The sequence below is a fragment of the Rhodoferax sp. LS1P39 genome (assembly GCF_056521425.1).
Genome location: NZ_JBWMAV010000009.1, coordinates 93,163 through 114,710, shown reverse-complemented (window position 1 = coordinate 114,710; position 21,548 = coordinate 93,163). Strand labels below are relative to the sequence as shown.

Genomic DNA, 21,548 nt, shown 5'->3' with positions numbered 1-21,548 from the left:
CAGGCAGGCCATTCCAGCTTCAAATCCCTCTGCTTCAAAGCGCTTTGAACGGCGGGTTCCCGTACACTCGCCGCTGCCCATTTACCCACCCACTGGCCGCACCATGCTTTCCGTCGCACACCAAACCCAACTCGCCCACCAGCACGTCGTCGTCGCCCTCAAAGCCCGCCCCGAGGCCAAGGCGGCGCGCAAGGCGTGGAACGCATTTGCAGCCAGGCTGGACACGCACTTCCCACAGTTGGTGAAAGAGCTGGCCCCGCTGTACGGCGCGCGGCCCGATTTTCTGGACTTTTTGGTGGACCTGCTGTCCAAGGCCTTTGATGCCTGGAACGCCCGCCCGGCGGATTTGCAGGCGCTGGACGTGCAGCGCGAGAAGAATCCGCGCTGGTTCCAGTCGCAAAAAATGCTGGGCGGCGTGTGCTACGTGGACCTGTACGCGGGCAACCTCAAGGGCTTGCAAAAGCAGATTCCCTACTTCAAGGAGCTGGGGCTGACCTATCTGCACCTGATGCCGCTGTTCAAGTGCCCCGACGGCAACAGCGACGGCGGCTACGCGGTCAGCAGCTACCGCGAGGTAAACCCAGCCCTGGGCAAGATGGAAGACCTGCAAAACCTGGCCGCCGCGCTGCGCGCCGAGGGCATCAGCCTGGTGCTGGACTTCATCTTCAACCACACCTCGGACGAGCACGCCTGGGCCACGGGTGCAGTGGCGGGCGACCCGCAGTACGCCGACTTCTACTACCTGTTCCCCGACCGCACGCTGCCCGACGCGTACGACAAAACCGTGCGCGAAATCTTCCCCGACCAGCACCCCGGCGCGTTCTCGCAGCTGCCCGATGGCCGCTGGGTCTGGACCACCTTCAACAGCTTCCAGTGGGACCTGAACTACAGCAACCCCGCCGTGTTTACCGCCATGGCGGGCGAGATGCTGGCGATTGCCAACCTGGGCACCGAGATCTTGCGCATGGACGCGGTGGCTTTTGTGTGGAAGCGCATGGGTACGGTGTGCGAGAACCTGCCCGAGGCGCACACGGTGATCCGCGCCTTCAGCGCGCTGGTGCGCATTGCCGCGCCCAGCATGCTGTTCAAGAGCGAGGCCATCGTGCACCCGGACGATGTGGTCAAGTACATCTCGCCCGAGGAGTGCCAGCTCTCGTACAACCCGCTGCAGATGGCTCTACTGTGGAACAGCCTGGCCACGCGCGAGGTGAACCTGTTGCAGCAGGCCCTGGAGCAGCGCCACAACCTCGACCCCGACACCAGCTGGGTGAACTACGTGCGCAGCCACGACGACATTGGCTGGACCTTTGCCGACGAAGATGCCATCCAGCTGGGCATCCACGGCTTTCCGCACCGGCAGTTTTTGAACCGCTTTTACGTGAACCGTTTCGAGGGCAGCTTTGCGCGCGGCGTGCCGTTCCAGGACAACCCCGCCACCGGCGACTGCCGCATCAGCGGCACCTGCGCGTCGCTGACGGGCATCGAGCAAGGCGACCCGCTGGCCCCCGCCCGCATCTTGCTGCTGCACAGCGTGGCCCTGAGCACCGGCGGCATGCCGCTGATCTACCTGGGTGACGAGGTGGGCACACCCAACGATGCCAGCTACCTGAACGACCCCGCCAAGGCCGGAGACAGCCGCTGGGTGCACCGCCCGGCCCGCGTGCCCGCCCTGTACAGCCAGCGGAACAAAAAGAACAGCGTGCCCGGCCAGATCTACCAGGGCCTGCGCCGCATGGTGGAGGTGCGTGCGTCGCTGGAAGAGTTTGCCGGGGGCCAGCTCACCGGTTTCCGCGCCGGGTCGGCCAGTGTGCTGGGCTATCTGCGCGGCACGCCGGGCACACATGTGCTGGCGCTGGCCAACTTCAGCGAGCAGCCGCAAACCTGCCCGGCGATTGTGTTCAGCGCCCAGCCCGAGAGCGCGGTGGACCTGCTGACCGGCGAGACGCGCGAGTTGCGCGCGGGGCTGACGCTGGCACCGTATGAGGTGCTGTGGCTGGACTGCCGGGCCTGACGATCAGGGTCCGCGCGATACCAGGCTGCGGGCGATGTGCTTGGGGTTGAGCGCCCCCAGCACCTTGGCTAGCCCAAACTGGGTATAGATGAAGGCCAGGCCCGACCGGTATTCCGACCAGCCCCGCTGGCAGCAAATATACAAATACTCTTTGGCGGAAGCGCGCACCTGGGCGTGGCAGGCGGCCCTGTCGCGGCCACCCAGGCCCAGGGTGGGGTTATTGAAGATCACCTTCAAGGCCCGCATCCCGTTCTCCATGTTGCGCTTGGAGTTTTTGCCTTGCGAGATGTTGTCGTCGTGCCAACGGTATTGGGTGATCGGGGTCGGGTCGTAGACAAACTCGCCCAAAAATACCATGCGCACCAAAAACTCGCGGTCTTCGGCGGTGCGCAGGTTTTCGTCAAACAGCATGGTCTTGCCGGATACCTTTTTCGCAAACATCAGGCTGGACGGTTTGATGAAATTGCCTTTGATCAGACGGGGGAAAATATCTGAATTGATCAGCAAACAAGAAGACCCATCGATTTTTTGGCCGTATTTTTTCGAGGGGTTGTCCCAGAAATCATCGTAGGCCTGCGGATTAATGGAGTCGCCCACCAGCAGGCGACCGGCACCGTAGGCCGCCACCGCCGAAGGGCGCAGCGCCACGGCGGCCAGCAACTGCTGCAAATGCACGGGCTCCCAGATGTCGTCGGCATCCAGCAAGGCAATCCATTGGCCCGTGGCCTGCAAAATACCGACATTGCGGGTGGCAGGAAGCCCTTTGTTGGCCTGCTTTTGCAAAAGCACAGTGAATGGCAAATCTTCCTTGTGCGTCCAGTCCTGCACCACCTGGTAGGTGGCATCCGACGAGCCATCGTCGATCACGATCACTTCCTGGGGAAACAGCGTTTGCCGGGCAATACTTTGCAAAGCATCGATGATGAAACCGGCAGCGTTGTATGCGGGTATCACGACAGAAACATCCGCCAATTGAACGGGCAACGAATTTTCAGACATATCTCTATTGTTCAAAGAATGGGTGACCATCTGTAACTGTAACCAGGCCCTGTAACGGAGCCATAACAAACCATTTCGCGCATGATAGCCATGTGCGCGCACCAGGAGCTACGGTGGTTGGCAGACACATTTTGGGCCCGGCATACGGCCCAGATGCCCATTTTTACCGTAATCCCGCCGTATTCCCGGTCGGTATGCAATCCAACTCGGCAGCGGCGGCGCGATACCCTAAACTCGTCGGCTGTCTCCTTTTCCGGTAGCCGCCTTGTCCATTCGCAAATCACTTATTTATTCATATTTGGACCGCTATGCCAGCCTGGTGGTCAGCATTGTGTCCTCCATGGTGATTGCCCGCGTGCTGACGCCAGAGGACATTGGCGTGTTCTCCGTCACCATGGTGCTGATTTCCTTCGTGGCCACGGTGCGCGACCTGGGCGCAGGGCAGTACCTGATCCAGGAAAAAGAGCTCACTACCGACCGCATCCGTGCCGTGTGGGCCGTGCAACTGGGGCTGGGGGTGATTTTGGCCTTGGTGGTGCTGGCCGCCAGCGTGCCGGTCGCCCGCTTCTACCAGGAGCCCCGCATGCTGCACATCATGCTGGTGGTGGCGGCCAACTACGTGATCAACCCTTTTGGCTCGCTCACCTACGCCTGGCAAATGCGCGAAATGCGCTTTGACACCCTGGCCATCGTGCGCTTTACCGCCACGCTGGTAGGCGCCGTGGTGGGGGTGGCCATGGCCTGGTGGGGCCACGGCCCGATCAGCCTGGCCTATGGTGCGCTGGGCTCCACGGTGGTCAACGCGGGCATGGCGATTTTCTTCCGGCCCAAAGATTTTCCGTGGCTGCCAGGTACCAAGGAAATCCGCCGCGTACTGGCGTTTGGTTCGCGCCTCACAGGATCCAGCATCTTGCAGACGGTGGCCGGTAGCGCCCCCGAACTGCTGCTGGGCAAGCTGCAAAGCATGACAGCGGTGGGCCTGTTTTCGCGCGCCACCGGGCTGGTGTCGATGTTCAACCGCATCGTGCTCGAAGGCATGAACGTGGTGGCGATTTCCTGGTTTGCCAAGCAGACCCGGCAAAACGAAAGCATCACGCCCGCCTTCCTCACCGCAAGCTCTTACGCCATGGCGCTGGGTTGGGCCTTTTGCCTGGGCCTGGTGTTCCTGGCCCACCCCACCATCCACATGATGTACGGTGACCAGTGGGGGGGTGCGGTGGACCTGACCCGCGTGATTGCGGTGTCACTGGCGGTTAGCCTGCCGGCGGCGCTGTGCCATCCCGCTCTGATGGCGCTGGGCTCGGTAGACCGCATGCTGCGCATCACTACGTACACCACTTTGCTCACCGTGGCGTTGGTCGCCATTGGCTCCTACTTCGGGCTGATGGTGATGGGCTGGTGTGTGGTGCTGGCGGCAGCCTTGCGCAGCTGGATCTGGCTGGTGGCCGCCCGCAAGGAGGTGGACTTCAGCTGGTCGGCCTTGCTGTCCTTGTCGCTGGGCAGCGCCGCAGTGGCCGGGGCTTCGGCCATCGGGCCGTTCTGTGCGTTTGTGGTGTACGGCCCCTATCCCACAGAAATATGGCAACCTCTGGCGATGGGCGTACCCACCGCCATGGCCGGGTTTCTGGTGGCGGTGATTGGACTCAAGCACCCCTTGCTGGACGAGATCAAGCCATTGTGGGCCAAGCTGCGCACCCGACAGTAGTGCCGTACCCCATCCCTTAGTTGAAAGCACACATGCTCATCCGAATTGACAAAGACTGGGAATTTCCCGATGTGAAGCAACAAAGCCCCGGCTCCAGTGGCCGGTGGGGCGGGCATGATTTCACGTTTGAACCGGTCAAGCAGTGCGACCTCTTCATTGCCTTGAATCCACCCAACAAAGACATCAAAGTCCAATGCCCACCGGGGAATAAATGGCTGTTTACGCTCGAATCCCCCATCGCGCAGTACCAGTGGCATATCGATTCATTTGAGTACTTCGACAAGGTTTTTACATTTTGGGACGACTCGGTTGCCCGCAATATCTTGCATGACCAAACCTCGTTGCCCTGGCACGTTGGCAAAAGCTACGACCAATTGACCGCACTGACCTGCGCGCAAAGCCTGCTGGCCAAAAAGGACGGGGTTTCCTGGATCACCAGCAATGCCAGCCACAAGGAAGGCCACAAGCTGCGGATGGGGTTCAAAGACTATTTGGTGGAGCAAAATTTCAGCTTCGATCTTTTCGGCAGAGGATTCACGCCGATCGACGATAAATTTGACGGCATACAGCCCTACAAATACAGCATCGCCATCGAGAACTTTTCGTGTGACGACTATTGGACCGAGAAAATCGCCGATTGCTTTTTGTCGTGGACCATCCCCATTTACTGGGGTGCCAAAAACATACTCTCGTACTTTCCAGAAAAGTCCATCCTCCTGATCGACCCGACCAATCCTGCGCAGGCCTTGAAAACCATCCGGGAGGCCATCGACAACGACTATTTCCACCGAAATCTGGACGCGCTGGCCGAGGCCCGGAACCTGGTACTTAACAAATACCAGCTCTTTCCCCATGTGGCAGACCTCATTCAAAAGCACGGGGTCCAGGAAGGGGCCGCCCGCAAGTCTTTTTACATTCCCAAGAACAAGGTGCATGGCGGCCCTACCGGGCCCGCTGCATTGGTCAGTAAGATCTTGAAAAGAATCTTCTAAGGCGTTTCAAGTTGGGGGTGGGTGCGGTTGGCCGAGAACTTCTTGGCCAGGCTGTACCTGCGGGCATCCAGTGGCTGGAAAACATAGATGTACAGCACCAGGGCCAACAGCACCGACAACACGCCCGCCACCGGCCCGACCGCGGCCGGGGGCCAGGCCAGCTTGGACTGCAGCGCCACGGCCACCGACACCACGACCAGGTGGCTGAGATAGACCGGGTACGACAGCTCGCCGATAAACCGGTCATGCTTGTAGTGGCCAAAAATACAGAACAAGGCCGGAATGGCCAGCGCCCAAAAGCCGTAAGACACCAGCACGGCATAGTGGTAGCCGATCGACGCACCCAGCCACTCCACGCCTTTGCTGGACGCTACCAAACCGCCCACCAGCACAACGCCGACCAGCAGGTACGACCCCACGCCTTGCAGCCGGAAGGCCCGGGCTTGCGGTGGCAACCGCTGGTACAGGCGCTGGCTCAGCATGCCCAGCACAAACAAGGCCAGTTCAAAGGGGAAGAACCGGTACTCCCAGGGGTCGTGCTTCCAGCCCAGCATTTCGTACGCATACACCCGCGCCAGCAAAGCGGCTATGGCGATGGCCACCAGGGTGCGGCTGCGCAAGCCGCTGAGCAAGGGCACCAACAGATAGAACGTGAGCTCGACGCTGACCGTCCAGGCCTGGGGAATCAGCAAATAGTGGTACAGCGGGTAGCCGCTGGTGCGAAAGTCGCCGGTCCATGCCAGCCCACGGCCGACATCGTCGGACAGGAACATCACCCAATCCTGAAAAAACAGCGTGATATTGGCCAACCCGGCCAAAACCACCCCCAGAACGCCATTGCGCTCAAAGGGAGCATCGAAATACGGGTGCACCGAAGTCCAGATCCATTGCCAGTGGAACACCACCGAGACCAGACTGAGCACCAGGGTCAGCGCCAGAATAATCCAGTAGGGGATGAAGATGCGGATAAAGCGGCTGGCATAGAACTCAGCAGGTGTCGCATAGTTGGCGCCGTACACCATCTGCATATAAAAGCCCGATATCAGATAAAAAATCTGTACCGCCTGGTGCCCATCGTGCACCGACCAAGGGAATATGGGGCCGCTGTGCACGCCCACCACGCACAGTGCCAGATACAGCCGCAAGATTCCCATATGGATTTTGAATTTTGGATTGAACGAACAGCAAAGCCCAGATTACAGGGCGAGTGCGCGACGCCCAAGACAGTTGGTTACATTTTAAGCAGTCTAATTTTCGCCCGGAAGTTCGAGGTGTTCAGTCCACCAGCACCGGCACCCGCTGCGCCAGCGCGCACATCAACTCATAGCCCACCGTACCCGCCATCTGCGCCACTTCGTCGATGGGCAGCACCACCCCATTCGCAGCCCGGCCCCACAGGGTGGCGACGCTGCCGGTGTGCGCCTGGGGCACGGGGGTCAGGTCGACGGCCAGCATGTCCATGCTGACGCGGCCCAGGGTACGGGTGCGCACGCCGTCGACCAGCACCGGGGTGCCGGTGGGGCAGATGCGCGGGTAGCCGTCGGCATAACCACAGGCCACTACGCCGATGCGCATCGGCTGGTCGGCCACAAAGCTGGAGCCATAACCTACGCTTGCGCCCGTCTGCAGGTCTTGGGTAGCTATTATTTTCGCAGCAAGCGTCATGGCCGGTTGCAAACCCCAGTCGGCGGCGCTGTGGGCCGGGAAGTCGGGCGCGCTGCCGTAGATGGCGATGCCGGGGCGCACCCAGTCGCCCGCCACCTGGGCGGCCAGCGCGGGCTGCTGCAGCGGGCCACCAGGGGTGTGGCGCAGGGTGGCGGCGCTGTTGGCTACGCTGCGCTCGCCGGGCAGGTCGGCCGTCACCGCGTTGAACACCGCCATAGCCTCGGCGATGCCGCGCGGGCCGTCGGCATCGCTGAAATGGGTGATCAGCGAGATTTCGTCCACCTGGGGCAGCAGGTTCAGCCGGGTCCAGGCGGAGCGGTAGCGCTCGGGCGCAAAGCCCAGGCGGTTCATGCCGGTGTTCATCTTCAGGAAGATGCGGTGCGGCACATTGGTCTTGTGGATGGCCAGCATGTCGATCTGCGCGTCGCAGTGCACCGTGTGCCACAGGTCCAGGCGCGAGCACAGCTCCAGGTCGCGCTGCTCGAACACGCCTTCCAACAGCAGCACCGGGCCGCGCCAGCCCAGGGCACGCACGCGCTCGGCCTCGTTCAGGTCCAGCAGGGCAAAGCCATCGGCCCCGCGCAGGCCCTCAAACGCCCGCTCGATGCCATGGCCGTAGGCATTGGCCTTGACCACCGCCCAGACCCGCGCATCGCCTGCGGCGGCGCGGGCACGGGCCAGGTTGTGGCGCAGGGCATCGGTATGGATGGTGGCTTGGATGGGACGGGGCATGGGTGGGGTCCATTCAGGTCGGAGGTGCAGGCTGGCGGAAGGAATCCGGGGGTATTGGGGATTTTGGCATTCCGCCACGTGATATAACCCGCACTTCTTGAGACATGGCTTAAATCAACCCGCATCAGCCCCACTGATGCCGTTACCCCTATTTAATGAAGCGCGGTTTCTTTACCCTCATGTCGGCCCAGTTCTTCTCGTCACTGGCCGACCAAGCGCTTTTTGTCGCGTCGGTGGCCATGATCCGGGGCAGCGGCGGTGCGCAATGGCAACAGGCGGCACTGGTGCCGATGTTTGCGTTGTTCTACGTGATTCTGGCGCCCTGGCTGGGGGCCCTGGCCGATGCCTACCCCAAGGGCCGGGTGATGCTGGTGAGCAACGCCATCAAGATGGTGGGCTGCGCCATGATGCTATTCGGCGCGCACCCGCTGGTGGCCACGGCCATCGTCGGCCTGGGTGCCGCGGCCTACTCCCCCGCCAAGTACGGCATCCTTACCGAGATGCTGCCGGCCTCGCAGTTGGTCAAGGCCAATGGCTGGATCGAGGGGCTGACGATTGCCTCCATCATCCTGGGCGTGCTGTTTGGCGGGCAACTGGTGGGGCCCATGGTGTCGGCCAAGCTGCTGGCGCTAGACTTTCCGCTCATCAACACCGGCGTGGACACCCCGCCCCAGGCGGCCATCACCGTGCTGATTGCGGTGTACGCCCTGGCCGCCTGGTTCAACACCCGCATTCCCGACACCGGCGTTGAGATGCGCCCCATGCCGCACAACTTCCTGGCCCTGCTGCCCGACTTCTGGCGCTGCAACTCCCGGCTGTGGAACGACAAGCTGGGCCAGATCACCCTGGCCACCACCACCCTGTTCTGGGGTGTCAGCGGCAACCTGAAATACATCGTGCTGGCCTGGAGCGCCGCCGCCCTGGGCTACAACATCACACAGTCCACCAGCCTGCTGGGTGTGGTGGCCATTGGCACCGCCGTGGGCGCAGTAGTGGCCTCGCTGCGCATGCGGCTGGATACGGCCACCAAGGTGATCCCCCTGGGCCTGGCCATGGGCCTGCTGGTGGTGCTGATGAACTTTATCGACAACGTCTGGCTGGCCGTGCCGTTCCTGGTGGTGCTGGGCGGGTTGGGCGGCTTCATGGTGGTGCCGATGAACGCCTTGCTGCAACACCGGGGCCACAACCTGATGGGCGCGGGCCGCTCGATTGCCGTGCAAAACTTCAATGAACAGCTCTGCATCCTGGCGCTGGGCGCTTTCTACACCGTGTCCACCGGCATGGGCCTGTCGTCGTTTGGGGCCATCACCGCCTTTGGCCTGGTGGTCGCCGGGTTCATGTGGCTGATCCAGCGCTGGCACGCCAGCAACTGCATCAAACACAAGGACGAAGTCGAGCACCTGCTGATGCTGGCCCGCACCGACAACACGCACTAGCCGCGTGCGGTCCTCGCCCCTGCTGCCATTTTTGGCGTTGCTGCTGAACGCCTTCATCTGGGGCGTGTCGTGGTGGCCGTTTCGGCAACTGCAGCAGGTAGGGCTGCATCCGCTGTGGGCCACCTCCCTGCTGTTTGCCGTCGCCCTGGCGGGCCTGCTGGCCCTGCGCCCCGGTGCGTGGAAGGGCCTGCGCCAGCCGGGGCTGTGGTGGCTGCTGGTCGCCACCGGCCTGACCAATGTGTGTTTCAACTGGGCCGTAGCCATTGGCGACGTGGTGCGGGTGGTACTGCTGTTCTACCTGATGCCCGGCTGGGCGGTATTGCTGGCCTGGGGTCTACTGGGCGAACGGCCCACCCGGGCGGCGCTGCTGCGGCTGGCGCTGGCCGTGGCGGGGGTGCTGGTGGTGCTGTGGCCTGCGGGCGGCGTGGTGGACTCGGCCCTGTCGGTGGCCGACCTGCTGGCGGTGCTGGGCGGGCTGGGCTTTGCGCTGACCAATGTGCTGCTCAAGCGCCTGCACGCCGTGCCCGGCACCGAGCGCATGGCCGCCATGTTTACCGGTGGCGTGCTGGTGGCCGGGCTGGCCGCCGCCCTGGGCACGCATTTTGGCGTGGTGCAGGCCCTGCCCCCGCTGTGGGAGCACAGCGGCGCGCTGCTGGTGGTGGCGGGCCTGGGCGTGGCGTTTTTCCTGGGCAACATGGGCTTGCAGTACGGTGCATCGCGCCTGCCCACCAGCACTACGTCGATCGTCATGCTGACCGAGGTGGTGTTTGCCAGCGTCTCGTCCATCGCCCTGGGTGCGGCCACGCTGTCGCTGCGTACCTTGATAGGGGCGGGCTTGATCTTGCTGGCCTCCATCCTGGCGGCGCGCAGCGACTAAAGGCCATTTCTGCTTAAATCGCAGGCATGACCACCTCCATTTTTGACTTCACCGCCACCGACATCCAAGGCCAGCCCGTGGCCTTGTCGCAGTACAAGGGCCAGGCCCTGCTGATCGTCAACACCGCCAGCGCCTGTGGCTTCACGCCGCAGTTTGCCGGGCTGGAAGAGCTGCACAAAAGCTACGCCACCAAAGGGCTGGTGGTGTTGGGCTTTCCGTGCAACCAGTTTGGCGCACAAGACAAAGGCAGCAACGGCGAGATCGCCAGCTTTTGCCAGCTCAACTACGGCGTGAGCTTCCCCATGATGGCCAAGATCGAAGTCAACGGAGCCGGTGCCGACCCGCTGTACCAGTGGCTGTGCGCCGAAGCCCCCGGCCTGCTGGGCACCAAGGCCATCAAGTGGAACTTCACCAAGTTCCTGGTCGGCAAAGACGGCCAGGTGCGCAAGCGCTACGCGCCCACCGATACACCCAAGAGCCTGGCCAAAGACATCGAAGCCGCTTTGGAAATTTAAGCCAAATTGGCCTCTAGCGCTTATTCCATGAGCGTGAGAAGCTCCTTATTTCATAGCAAGCAGAATACCGGACAATCCGGGCTCCTTTCTGTGCGGAGCTGCGTGTGAACTTCCAAGCCATCCTCGACGACATCCATGCCACCGTGCGGCCCCTGCTGGGCGCGCAGGGCCAGGTGGCCAGCTACATCCCGGCGCTGGCCCGGGTGTCGCCGCTGCAGTTCGGCATCGCCCTGCGCACCCGCGACGGGCTGGAGGCGGCCAGTGGCGACTTTGCCACGCCGTTTTCCATCCAGAGCATGTCCAAGCTGTTTTCGCTGACCATGGCCATGCAGCACCTGGGCGACGCGCTGTGGCAGCGCATTGGCCGCGAGCCCTCGGGCAACCCGTTCAACTCGCTGGTGCAGCTGGAAAACGAACAGGGCAAGCCGCGCAACCCCTTCATCAATGCCGGTGCCATCGCCGTGGCCGACCGCCTGCTGTCGCACGGCAACGCCGTGGGCTCGCTGCTGGCCATGCTGTCAGACCTGTGCAATGAACCCGTGCACCTCGACCCCGAAGTGGCCCGCTCCGAAGCCGACACCGGCTTTCGTAACCACGCGCTGGCCAACTTCATGAAAAGCTTCGGCAAGCTCGACAACCCCGTGGCCGCCGTGCTGGACCTGTACTTCCACCAGTGCGCCATCCGCATGAGCTGCCAGCAAGTGGCCCGCGCCGCCGGTTACCTGTGCCGCGACGGCCACCACCCCTACCGCCCCCACCACGACGGCGCGCCCGTCGTCACCGAAAGCCAGGCACGCCGCCTCAACGCCCTGATGCTGACCTGCGGCACCTACGACGCCGCAGGCGAATTCGCCTACCGCATCGGCCTACCCTGCAAAAGCGGCGTAGGCGGCGGCATCGTCGCCGTGGTCCCCGACCAGCTCACCCTGTGCGTCTGGTCCCCCGCGCTGGACGCCAGCGGCAATTCGTTGCTGGGGATGCATGCGCTGGAGCTGTTTGCGGGGCGGACGGGGTTGTCGATTTTTTAGGGGTGCAACGCACGAGATTGCCCGCCGCATAGAGCATCGCCGTGGGCACAGAAATAGCTATACAAAAAAACGCCGCGTGATTTCACGCGGCGTTTTTTTCTGAGGGTTACGGTAATTACTGCAAGCCGGTCATTTGAAACGCCGTGCCACGGCTGAGTATCGTCAAATTACCGTCCGCGCTGAACACTGCAGCGCCTATGGTGGTACGGTCGAACGTGATACCAGGGCCATTGGCATCTACCTTGGTCTTGAAGCGTTTAAACGCGGTGGTGCTGGTGGGTTCTCCTGCTGTGTCCAAGTGTTGAAGCACTACCGATTGGCCCGTGGAGTACATGACCCAGACATCACCTTGGGGGTCTACGGCAAGACTGCCTGAAGATGCGAGCGGAAATGTGCCACTGGCCGCGAAGAACAGGCTGGCCTGCCCGGCTGCGGTGATTTTGTAAACCTTGGGGGCGGCGGCGTTGGTCGTTGCAACGACATACACGTTGCCAGCACGGTCGGCCACGATGTCGCTGATCGTGCAAGCGGTAGGGCCACTAAGGCCGGTGCACGCCAAGGTGACAGGAATCGTTCTGACCTCGCCTGCTGGGGTGATCTGGCGGATGGCTTCTTCATCGGTTACCCAGAGGTTGTTAGCGCTGTCGAACGCCAAACTCCCAGGGTTGCGGAACAGGGCGCTGGTGCGTGGGCCGTCGCTGGTACCGTATGTCCCCGCGACACCTGCATAGGTGCTGACCGTGCCGTTGGGTGCTATCTGGCGAATCGTTTTCGTCCCCCCGTCTGCGACGAAGACATTGCCTTGACCGTCCACCGCGATGCCATTCAACCCGAAAAAGCGGGCGCTGCTGGCGCTGCCATTGGTGGAGCCGCCGTTGATGCAGTCCCCGGCAAACGTAGACGGTGCACTCCCCAATCGCAGTGCCTGGACGCAGGAATGGCTGGCCATCAGGATGGTGCCGTCAGAGAGTTTGGCCAGGCGTCCCGAACCGATATTTCCAAGACTTGAAGTATCCCCATCGTCCGGGGTGCCAGTGACCGTGGAGACACCTCTGTTGGGCGTGATCTTGCGAATTGTGTTGGTCTGGTCTGTGACCACTACGTCACCGGTGGGGGTGGCGGCAATGCCACGCAAGTACACAAAGACGGAGGTGCCGTTCAATGTGGGCGCGATCTGGCCAGGGTTGCCAAAACGATCCAGGGTCAAGATGTCATAGTCGCGTGTGAAAAATAGATTGCGGTTGGCATCCACTGCTACACCGCCCGTGGTGCAAGGCTCACTGACGGAGTAGGGAGCATCGGCACGCAGGGTAGTGGCCGTGCCATCGGGGGTGACTTTGCGCACACCACTGCAGCCCTCGGCCACATAGATGTTGTTGTCGCGGTCCACGGCGATGCCGTTGAGGTATTTGAATCTGGCCACGGTTGCGTTGCCATCTATCGACTGGATATCACCTGCCCGGCCCACCAAGGTAGAGACCTCTCCGTTGGCAATTTTCAGAATCGAGGTAGCGCTGTTAGCAAAAATAGTGCCGTTGCCGTCAATGGCGATGGCAACGCTTCCGGGCCCTCCGTTAGCGCTCGTATCGACAACGGTGGTGACTTGCCCTGCTGGTGTGATCTTCCGGATCAGATTGTTGTCCAACACGAAAACATTGCCGCTGGCATCTACTGCAACGCTGGTCAAACGGGCAAAGCGTGCATTGGCTCCCATGCCATCCACCCGTCCGCTAAGGGTGTTGGAGCCAGCCAAAGTGGAGGTTGTGCCGTCTGGCGCGACTTTGCGAACCGCGTAACTATTACCTTCAATGAGGTAGATGCTCCCATCGCTGGCTACTGCCACACTTCTGGGATTGGCAAACCTCGCTTCGGTCGTGCTGCCGTTGGCGTAGCTTGGCCCGCTAATGGCTCCTGCCAGATAGCGGATGCTGGCGTTAGCCACTTTCCAGGAAACGGCTTGGGAACCTGTGGCACCGCCCGTGTCGGTAGCAGTCAAGCTGACCTGGTAAGTGCCGCCCTGTGGAAATTGGTGCTCCGCACCGCTGTCGGGTGCCGTGCTGCCGTCGCCAAAGTCCCAGCGGTAGCTCTGGGGAGTCTTGGTAGTGTCTGCGATGGCTCCGTCGAATGTCACCAAAGCATTGGCAACCTGACTTTGTGGGACGGCGGTGCCGAAATCTCTGATGACCACACCCAGGGGCGCAGCGCTTGGGCCTGGTAACGGGGTAACCGGGTTGGCGCTACCGCCGCTGCCCGTTTCGCCACTGCTTTGACCTGCACTGCTTGATCCGCCTCCACCGCCGCCGCATCCAGCAAGCACTGCAGCGGCTGACAGCAGAACAAGGAATCTTTTTCTGTTGCAATTGAGTATGTTCTTCATAATTAAGTATATTTATGTATGCAAAAATTAATATTTTATCTATTGCACGCATAGCGTTTGTACTCAATGCATCCAGCACGACATCACCCGCCAAAATTCCTTAAGCCTTGAGAGCGATCCAAACAGGGCAGTGGTTGAGTCCACACCGTCGATGTGGCGGTAAAACATGTCTTGCACATCGCGTTATGGCGGCCTTGGCCTGCAGGCCTGCTGCGCCAAACGGGACCGGGTTGGGTTGAGTAGTGTCGGAACCAGTGGGCCGCGCACCACAGCACAAAGACAATGGCCTGGAAAACCCCATCTGCCGGGTTTGATTTGCGAGGGGAGTGCGGCCCAAGCCACGCCGGCCAGGTTCTATCGAACGCTCTATTTTTAAGAGCACTTCGTGCTTATTCCAGTGGCGCCAGCGATCGATATTGCATATGGATATGTGCGCTGCCTTAACCCCGCCGCAGCGCCCGCCCTCCAGAGCGGCTACATTTTTTGCATGCCCGATACGACCTCTGCACTACCGCACACTACCCCCACCGACACCCGCTTCCACACCCGCGAATGGCTGGCCCTGGCGGCCATCATGCTGGGCGTGTCGCTGGGCGCGCTGGACACGGCTATTGCCAACACCGCACTGCCCGCCATTGCCGCCGATCTGCAGGCCCCGGCGGCGGCATCGATCTGGATCATCAACGCCTACCAGCTCGCCGTGGTGGCCAGCATGCTGCCGTTTGCGGCGCTGGGCGATGCACTGGGCGCGCGACGCATCTACATCTGGGGGCTGGCGGGCTTTACGCTGGCATCGCTGCTGTGCAGCTTTGCCACCACCCTGCCCGAGCTGGCGGCGGCCCGGGCGCTGCAAGGCATCGGTGCGGGCGCGCTGATGAGCGTCAACATCGCGCTGATCCGCCAGCTCTACCCGGCCGAGCGCCTGGGCCGGGGTGTGGGGCTGAACGCGTTGGTGGTGGGCCTGGGTTTTACGCTGGGCCCGGCGGTGGCCTCGCTGGTGCTGTCGGTGGCCACCTGGCCCTGGCTGTTTGCCATCAACGTGCCGCTGGGCCTGGTGGCGCTGGCCTTTGCCGTGCCCACGCTGCCCCACAGTGCCCGGCGCGGCCACGGCTTTGACCGGGTGGCCGCCGTGCTCACGGCCACCACCTTTGCTGCGTTGATTCTGGCCCTGGGCAACGCCGCGCAACGCGAGCCCTGGCCCTGGATTGCCGCCCCGTTGGCCGTGACCGGGGTGGCGGGCGTGCTGCTGTTGCGCCGCCAGGCCGGTCACCCGGCACCCATGCTGCCGCTGGACCTGCTGGGCCGCCCGATGTTTGCGTTGTCTACCGTCACCGCCATGGCCGCCTTTGCGGCGCAGGGCCTGGCCTTTGTGTCGCTGCCGTTTTACTTCGAGCAGGTGCTGCACCTGGATCCCATCCGCACCGGCTTTTTGATGATGGCCTGGGCCATCGTGGTGGCCCTGGCCGCCCCCATCGCCGGGCGCATGTCCGACCACCATCCGCCCGGCCTGTTGGGCGGTGTGGGGCTGGCCTTGCTGTGCCTGGGCATGGTGTCGCTGGCCCTGCTGCCCGCCGAGCCGCACACGCTGGACATCGTGCTGCGCATGGCCCTGTGCGGCGCGGGCTTCGGCTTTTTCCAGTCGCCGAATTTGAAGGCCCTGATGTCCAGCGCCCCGCCCGAGCGCAGCGGCGGTGCCAGTGGCGTGATCGGCATGGCCCGCCTGATCGGCCAGACCACCGGTGCGGCCCTGGTCGCCCTGTGTTTTGGCCTGGCGGGCAGCCTGCAAGGCCCCACCTGGGCGCTGGGGCTGGGGGCCATGTTCGCAGGCCTGGCCTCCATGGCCAGCTTTGCACGGCTGTGGGCGCGGTGATGACAATACGCCTTATGCATTCCATCCGCTTACTCCCCCTGGCAATCGCGCTGGCCACCCTGGCGGGGTGCGCCACCGCACCCACCGCCGTCCCTGTGACTGCGCCCACCGCAAGCACCCCACCCGTGGCCGCCCCCAGCTTTGCCCGCTGGGTGGCCGACTTCCGGGCCACGGCGCGGGCCGCAGGCATCACCGAGGCCACCTTGCAAGCCGCCCTGGACCCGGCGCAAGAGCTGCCCCAGGTGGTGCAACTCGACCGCGCCCAGCCCGAGTTCACCCGCACCGTGTGGGACTACCTGGACACCGCCGTGTCGCCCCAGCGCATCGCACGCGGCCAAGACAAGCTGCTGCAGGTCCGCGCAGAAGCCGATGCCGCCGCCCGCTATGGCGTGCCCGCCACCATCCTGGCCGCCATCTGGGGCATGGAGAGCAACTACGGCAGCAACTACGGCAACACCCCCACCATCGACGCACTGGCCACGCTGGGCTTCGAAGGACGGCGCGCCGACTGGGCACGCGGCCAACTGCTGGCGGCGTTAAAGATTGTGCAAAACGGCGACATCGACCGCACCCACATGGTCGGCTCCTGGGCCGGTGCCATGGGCCAGACGCAGTTCTTGCCGTCCAACTTTCTGGCCTACGCGGTAGATGCCGACGGCGACGGCAAACGCGACATCTGGGGCAGCATGGCCGACGTGATGGCCTCCACCGCCCACTTCCTGGCCCGCTCGGGCTGGCAGGCCGACCAGCCCTGGGGCACCGAGGTGCAGCTCCCATCCGGCTTCGACGTGGCCCGCGCTGACACCACGGCGCGCCAGCCGTCGCAGCAATGGGCGGCCGAAGGCGTTCAGACCATGGACGGCACTCCGCTGCCCCTGCTGCCCGATGCCGAGCTGCTGCTCCCCGCCGGAGCCCGTGGCCCCGCCTTCCTGGTAGGCCCCAACTTCCGCGCCATCCTGCGCTACAACAACTCCACCAGCTATGCCCTCGCCGTCAGCCTGCTCTCGCAGCGCATCGGCAACGGCCCCGCCGTACAAGCCCCCTGGCCTCGCGACCTGCAGGCCTTGACCCGCAGCCAGTTGCAGGCGTTGCAGACTGCTTTGAACACGCGCGGTTTTGCGAGTGGTACGCCGGACGGGATGATGGGGCCCGCGACGCGGGAAGGGATTCGGCGCTTTCAGCGCAGTGTGGGCTTGCCTGCGGATGGGTATCCGGATGGAGGGTTGTTGGGGCGTTTGCAGTAGCCATAAAACCACCGGCTGCCCAATGGCAAAATCATGGCTCATTCATCCAAGGTGTGTTCAACAGGGTGACGGCAACGCACCCAGGAAACACCCACCGGCATGGATAAAAAAGCACTTTCCGAAAGCGACCTCTGCGACAAGTGCATCCGCCCCGCCATGGAGCACGCAGGCTGGCACCCCATAGACCAGATTTACCGCGAATTTCCCCTGCGCGCTGGCCGTGTGGTGGTGCGCGGCAAAACCGCCCAGCGCGACAAAAGCACGGTGCTGCGCGCCGACTACGCCCTGTTTTACAAGGCCAATATCCCCCTGGCCGTGGTGGAAGCCAAAGACAACCACCACGCCATGGGCGCGGGCATGGCCCAGGCCATCAACTACGCCACGCTGCTCGACGTGCCCTTCAGCTTCACCAGCAACGGCGATGGCTTTGTGTTCCGCGATGCCACCCTTGCCACCGGTGTACTGGAACAAACTTTGACCTTGGACGAATTCCCCTCGCCACAAGCGCTGTGGAGTCGCTACTGCGCCTGGAAAGGCTGGAGCGACGACGTTCGCCGCGTGGCCGAATGCGACTACGCCCCCAGCAAAGTCCCCCGCTACTACCAGCTCAACGCCATCAACCGCACTGTAGAGGCCATTGCCAATGGCCAAAACCGTGTGCTGCTCGTTATGGCCACCGGCACGGGCAAGACCTACACCGCGTTCCAGATCATCCACCGCCTATGGAAGTCGCCCTGGCGTGCCCACAAGCCCGGCGGCCAAAAGCGCATCCTGTTCTTGGCCGATCGCAACATCCTCATCGACCAGACCATGGTCAACGACTTCCGCCCCTTCAAGGGCGCGATGGCCAAACTCAGCCCCAATGCCAAAGGCGTGGAGCGGGTGGACGCACAAGGCCAGGTGACGGTGGAACAGGTGGAGCTGGCTGTCAATAAGACCACCAAGCGGGTGGACAAAAGCTACGAGATATATCTCTCGCTCTACCAGGCTGTCAGTGGCACCGAGGAAGAACAAAACATCTACAAGCAGTTCAGCCCCGACTTCTTCGACCTGATCGTGGTGGACGAATGCCACCGGGGCAGTGCGGACGAAGACTCCGCCTGGCGTGAAATCCTCACCTACTTCGCCAGCGCCACCCAGGTGGGCCTGACCGCCACGCCCAAGGAAACCAGAGACATCTCCAACAGCGACTACTTTGGCGCGCCGCTGTACACCTACAGCCTGCGCCAAGGCATTGAAGACGGCTACCTTGCCCCCTACAAGGTCATCCGGGTCGATCTGGACCGCGATGCCTTTGGCTGGCGGCCCACCGCAGGCATGGCGGACAAACACGGCCATGTGATCCCGGACCGCATCTACACCGGCACCGACATGAACCGCAAGCTGGTGCTAGAGCGCCGCGACGTTGCCGTGGCCGTCCGCATCACCGAATACCTCAAGGCCACCGACCGCTACGCCAAAACCATCGTGTTTTGCGACGACATCGACCACGCCGCCCGCATGCGCCAGGCCCTGAGCAACGCCAACGCCGATATTTGCGCCACCCAGCCCAAATACGTGGTGCAGATCACCGGCGACAACGTGGATGGCAAGCGCGAGCTCGACAACTTCATCGACCCCGAAAAGACCTACCCGGTGATCGCCACCACCTCCAAGCTCATGAGCACCGGGGTCGATGCGCAAACCTGCAAGCTCATCGTGCTGGACCAAAACATCCAGTCCATGACGCTGTTTAAGCAAATCATTGGCCGGGGCACCCGCCTGCGCGAAGACCTGGGCAAAACCTGGTTCACCATCCTCGACTTCAAGCGCGCCACCGAGCTCTTTGCGGATGCCACTTTTGACGGCGACCCGGTGCAGATTTACGAGCCCCGGCCAGAAGACCCCATCGATCCTCCCGAGCCTGAAGAGCCCACCGGCATACCACCGGATATGCCACCCGACGACACTACCTCGCCGCCCGTAGGCCCCCCGCCACCCCCGCCCCCGCCCGGCGAGCCCAAAAAATACGTCGTCGGCACCGTCACGGTCGCTGTGGCCCGCGAACGCGTGCAGTACCTCAACGCCCAGGGCCAGCTCATCACCGAGAGCCTGCGTGACTACACCCGCATCCACCTCACCAGGCAGTACGACTCGCTCGACAAGTTCTTGCAAGCCTGGAACAGCGCCGACCGCAAAGCCGCCCTGTTGCAAGCGCTGGAAGGCCAGGGCGTGCTGATCGAGGCGCTGGCCGAGGAGGTCGGCAAAGACCTGGACCCGTTCGACCTGCTGCTGCACGTGGCCTACAACCAGCCCACGCTGACCCGCCGTGAGCGCGCCAGCCGGGTAAAAAAGCGCAACGTGTTTACCCAGTACGGCCCGGTGGCCCGCAAAGTCATCGACGCGCTGCTCGACAAATATGCCGACGAAGGCATTGCCACCATCGAAGCCGACACGGTTTTTAACGTGCAGCCCTTCACCCAGATGGGTAGCGCCAGCGAACTGGTCAAAAGTTTTGGGGGCCGCCCCCAGTACCTGGGTGCCCTGCTCACCCTGGAGCGCGAGCTGTACGCTATTTAAAATATAGCTGCTCACGCTAGTGCCATAAGCACAGGCACCCGATTTCATCCATAAAAACAGAGTTTCCATGTCCAATTTATCCAGCGTCATCAAGTCCATCCAGGACGTGATGCGCCAAGACAGCGGTGTCGATGGCGATGCCCAGCGCATCTCCCAACTCACCTGGCTGCTGTTCCTCAAAGTATTCGACGCGCTGGAAGAAGAGCTGGAGCTCACCCGCGACCACTACACCAGCCCCATCCCCGAGCCCCTGCGCTGGCGCAACTGGGCCGCAGACGCGGAAGGCATCACCGGCGACACGCTGCTGGCCTTTGTAAACAACGAGCTGTTTGGCGCACTCAAAACCCTCAGCGGCGATGCCCAGCGCAACCCGCGCGGCTTTGTGGTGCGCGGCGTGTTTGAAGATGCCTACAACTACATGAAAAGCGGCCAACTGCTGCGCCAGGTCATCAACAAGCTCAACGCCATCCACTTCAACCGCCAAAGCGAACGCCACCAGTTCAACGACCTGTACGAAAAAATCCTCAAAGACCTGCAAAGCGCGGGCAACGCGGGCGAGTTCTACACCCCCCGCGCCGTCACCCAGTTCATGGTGGACATGGTCAACCCCCAGCTCGGCGAAAAAATCCTCGACCCCGCCACCGGCACCGGCGGCTTCCTCGTCTGCGCCATCGAGCACCTGCGCAAACAGGTGCACAACACCGCGCAAGAAAACATGCTGCAAAACAGCATCACCGGGGTCGAGAAAAAGCAGCTCCCCCACATGCTGTGCGTCACCAACCTCATGCTGCACGGCGTGGAAGTGCCCAGCCTCATCACCCACGGCAACACCCTGGCCCGCCCGCTGCGCGACTACACAGGGGCAGACCGGGTGGACGTAGTGCTTACCAACCCGCCCTTTGGCGGTGTGGAAGAGCCCGGCATCGAGCACGGCTACCCCGCCGACGTGCGCACCAAGGAAACCGCCGACCTGTTCCTCGTCCTCATCAAGCACATCCTCAAAGCGCATGGCCGTGCCGCCCTGGTGCTGCCCGACGGCACCCTGTTCGGCGAAGGCGTGAAGACCCGCATCAAAGAGCAACTGCTGGCCGAGTGCAACCTGCACACCATCGTGCGCCTGCCCAACGGCGTGTTTGCGCCCTATACCGGCATCAAGACCAACCTGCTGTTCTTCACCAAAGGCACGCCCACCCAGCACGTCTGGTACTACGAGCACCCCTACCCACCGGGCGTGAAGAACTACAACAAGACCAAGCCCATCCGTATCGAAGAGTTCGAGTTAGAGAAAGCCTGGTGGGGCACCGAGGCCGACGGTTTTGCCAGCCGCGTGGAAAACGAGCGCGCCTGGAAGGTCGGCATCGACCAGATCAAAGCCGCAGGCTACAACCTCGACCAAAAGAACCCCCACGCCGTGGATGCAGTAAGCCACGACCCCGCGCAACTGCTGGCCGATTACGCGCGGCTACAGAGCGAGGCGCAGGCTTTGCGCGATGCGCTGAAGGAAATATTGGCCAAATCACTGGCTAGCGCTGGTTGAA

15 protein-coding genes are annotated in these 21,548 nt (G+C 62.7%); 11 read left to right on the top strand and 4 right to left on the bottom strand.

What is annotated here, in order from left to right; genetic code table 11:
- Positions 1 to 103 precede the first annotated feature (103 nt).
- The gene (locus AC097O_RS15440) at positions 104 to 2,011 is read left to right on the top strand and encodes an alpha-amylase family glycosyl hydrolase (RefSeq protein ID WP_479593741.1); all 1,908 of its coding nucleotides are present in this window, start codon (positions 104 to 106) and stop codon (positions 2,009 to 2,011) included.
- Positions 2,012 to 2,014: 3 nt separating this feature from the next.
- On the opposite strand, the gene AC097O_RS15435 is transcribed toward AC097O_RS15440, so the two are convergent.
- On the bottom strand, positions 2,015 to 3,010 hold the full coding sequence (locus AC097O_RS15435) for a glycosyltransferase family A protein (protein ID WP_479593737.1): 996 nt from the start codon (positions 3,008 to 3,010) through the stop codon (positions 2,015 to 2,017).
- Between the two features lie 265 nt (positions 3,011 to 3,275).
- Here AC097O_RS15435 and AC097O_RS15430 point away from each other — a divergent pair, with 265 nt between their 5' ends.
- Positions 3,276 to 4,715 carry a lipopolysaccharide biosynthesis protein gene (locus tag AC097O_RS15430; RefSeq protein ID WP_479593735.1) on the top strand — a complete coding sequence of 480 codons (1,440 nt, stop codon included), beginning with the start codon at positions 3,276 to 3,278 and terminating at the stop codon, positions 4,713 to 4,715.
- A 32-nt stretch (positions 4,716 to 4,747) separates the two neighbouring features.
- Complete coding sequence (locus AC097O_RS15425; RefSeq protein WP_479593732.1) at positions 4,748 to 5,707, top strand: glycosyltransferase family 10 domain-containing protein; 960 nt, start codon at positions 4,748 to 4,750, stop codon at positions 5,705 to 5,707.
- Here AC097O_RS15425 and AC097O_RS15420 read toward each other — a convergent pair.
- Positions 5,704 to 6,861, bottom strand: a complete 1,158-nt coding sequence (locus AC097O_RS15420; RefSeq protein ID WP_479593730.1) for an acyltransferase family protein — start codon at positions 6,859 to 6,861, stop codon at positions 5,704 to 5,706. The two genes, AC097O_RS15425 and AC097O_RS15420, sit on opposite strands and share 4 nt — an antisense overlap.
- Before the next feature lie 121 nt (positions 6,862 to 6,982).
- Complete coding sequence (alr, locus tag AC097O_RS15415) at positions 6,983 to 8,104, bottom strand: alanine racemase (RefSeq protein ID WP_479593729.1); 1,122 nt, start codon at positions 8,102 to 8,104, stop codon at positions 6,983 to 6,985.
- 155 nt (positions 8,105 to 8,259) lie between these two features.
- On the opposite strand from alr, the gene lplT reads away from it, so the two are divergent.
- From lplT to AC097O_RS15395, 4 genes are all read left to right on the top strand, one after another.
- Positions 8,260 to 9,540: a lysophospholipid transporter LplT gene (lplT, locus tag AC097O_RS15410; protein WP_479593727.1), complete on the top strand. Its 1,281-nt coding sequence runs from the start codon at positions 8,260 to 8,262 to the stop codon at positions 9,538 to 9,540.
- A gap of 4 nt (positions 9,541 to 9,544) precedes the next feature.
- Complete coding sequence (locus AC097O_RS15405; protein ID WP_479593725.1) at positions 9,545 to 10,417, top strand: DMT family transporter; 873 nt, start codon at positions 9,545 to 9,547, stop codon at positions 10,415 to 10,417.
- A gap of 26 nt (positions 10,418 to 10,443) precedes the next feature.
- Positions 10,444 to 10,932, top strand: a complete 489-nt coding sequence (locus tag AC097O_RS15400; protein WP_479593723.1) for a glutathione peroxidase — start codon at positions 10,444 to 10,446, stop codon at positions 10,930 to 10,932.
- A 104-nt stretch (positions 10,933 to 11,036) separates the two neighbouring features.
- Positions 11,037 to 11,960 (top strand): glutaminase, encoded by a 924-nt coding sequence (locus tag AC097O_RS15395; protein ID WP_479593721.1) that lies wholly within the window; start codon positions 11,037 to 11,039, stop codon positions 11,958 to 11,960.
- 115 nt (positions 11,961 to 12,075) lie between these two features.
- Here AC097O_RS15395 and AC097O_RS15390 read toward each other — a convergent pair whose 3' ends face one another.
- On the bottom strand, positions 12,076 to 14,337 hold the full coding sequence (locus AC097O_RS15390) for a PKD domain-containing protein (RefSeq protein WP_479593720.1): 2,262 nt from the start codon (positions 14,335 to 14,337) through the stop codon (positions 12,076 to 12,078).
- Positions 14,338 to 14,911: 574 nt separating this feature from the next.
- Here AC097O_RS15390 and AC097O_RS15385 point away from each other — a divergent pair.
- The 4 genes from AC097O_RS15385 to AC097O_RS15370 all read left to right on the top strand — a co-directional run bounded on the left by AC097O_RS15385 (position 14,912) and on the right by AC097O_RS15370 (position 21,547).
- Complete coding sequence (locus tag AC097O_RS15385) at positions 14,912 to 16,207, top strand: MFS transporter (RefSeq protein ID WP_479593869.1); 1,296 nt, start codon at positions 14,912 to 14,914, stop codon at positions 16,205 to 16,207.
- Between the two features lie 14 nt (positions 16,208 to 16,221).
- A complete protein-coding gene (locus AC097O_RS15380) occupies positions 16,222 to 17,451 on the top strand; it encodes a lytic murein transglycosylase (protein ID WP_479593718.1) in 1,230 nt (409 codons plus the stop codon).
- A 99-nt stretch (positions 17,452 to 17,550) separates the two neighbouring features.
- Positions 17,551 to 20,010: an EcoAI/FtnUII family type I restriction enzme subunit R gene (gene hsdR, locus AC097O_RS15375; RefSeq protein WP_479593716.1), complete on the top strand. Its 2,460-nt coding sequence runs from the start codon at positions 17,551 to 17,553 to the stop codon at positions 20,008 to 20,010.
- Positions 20,011 to 20,077: 67 nt separating this feature from the next.
- Positions 20,078 to 21,547 (top strand): type I restriction-modification system subunit M, encoded by a 1,470-nt coding sequence (locus tag AC097O_RS15370; RefSeq protein ID WP_479593714.1) that lies wholly within the window; start codon positions 20,078 to 20,080, stop codon positions 21,545 to 21,547.
- The last annotated feature ends 1 nt before the right edge of the window (position 21,548 follow it).

Bases quoted from the DNA above. Each gene is read 5' to 3' on its own strand.
- AC097O_RS15390 (WP_479593720.1), bottom strand. From the start codon at position 14,337: ATGAAGAACATACTCAATTGCAACAGAAAAAGATTCCTTGTTCTGCTG.
- AC097O_RS15420 (WP_479593730.1), bottom strand. From the start codon at position 6,861: ATGGGAATCTTGCGGCTGTATCTGGCACTGTGCGTGGTGGGCGTGCAC.
- AC097O_RS15370 (WP_479593714.1), top strand. From the start codon at position 20,078: ATGTCCAATTTATCCAGCGTCATCAAGTCCATCCAGGACGTGATGCGC.
- AC097O_RS15440 (WP_479593741.1), top strand. From the start codon at position 104: ATGCTTTCCGTCGCACACCAAACCCAACTCGCCCACCAGCACGTCGTC.
- AC097O_RS15400 (WP_479593723.1), top strand. From the start codon at position 10,444: ATGACCACCTCCATTTTTGACTTCACCGCCACCGACATCCAAGGCCAG.
- AC097O_RS15435 (WP_479593737.1), bottom strand. From the start codon at position 3,010: ATGTCTGAAAATTCGTTGCCCGTTCAATTGGCGGATGTTTCTGTCGTG.
- AC097O_RS15425 (WP_479593732.1), top strand. From the start codon at position 4,748: ATGCTCATCCGAATTGACAAAGACTGGGAATTTCCCGATGTGAAGCAA.
- AC097O_RS15385 (WP_479593869.1), top strand. From the start codon at position 14,912: ATGCTGGGCGTGTCGCTGGGCGCGCTGGACACGGCTATTGCCAACACC.
- lplT (WP_479593727.1), top strand. From the start codon at position 8,260: ATGAAGCGCGGTTTCTTTACCCTCATGTCGGCCCAGTTCTTCTCGTCA.
- alr (WP_479593729.1), bottom strand. From the start codon at position 8,104: ATGCCCCGTCCCATCCAAGCCACCATCCATACCGATGCCCTGCGCCAC.
- AC097O_RS15380 (WP_479593718.1), top strand. From the start codon at position 16,222: ATGCATTCCATCCGCTTACTCCCCCTGGCAATCGCGCTGGCCACCCTG.
- hsdR (WP_479593716.1), top strand. From the start codon at position 17,551: ATGGATAAAAAAGCACTTTCCGAAAGCGACCTCTGCGACAAGTGCATC.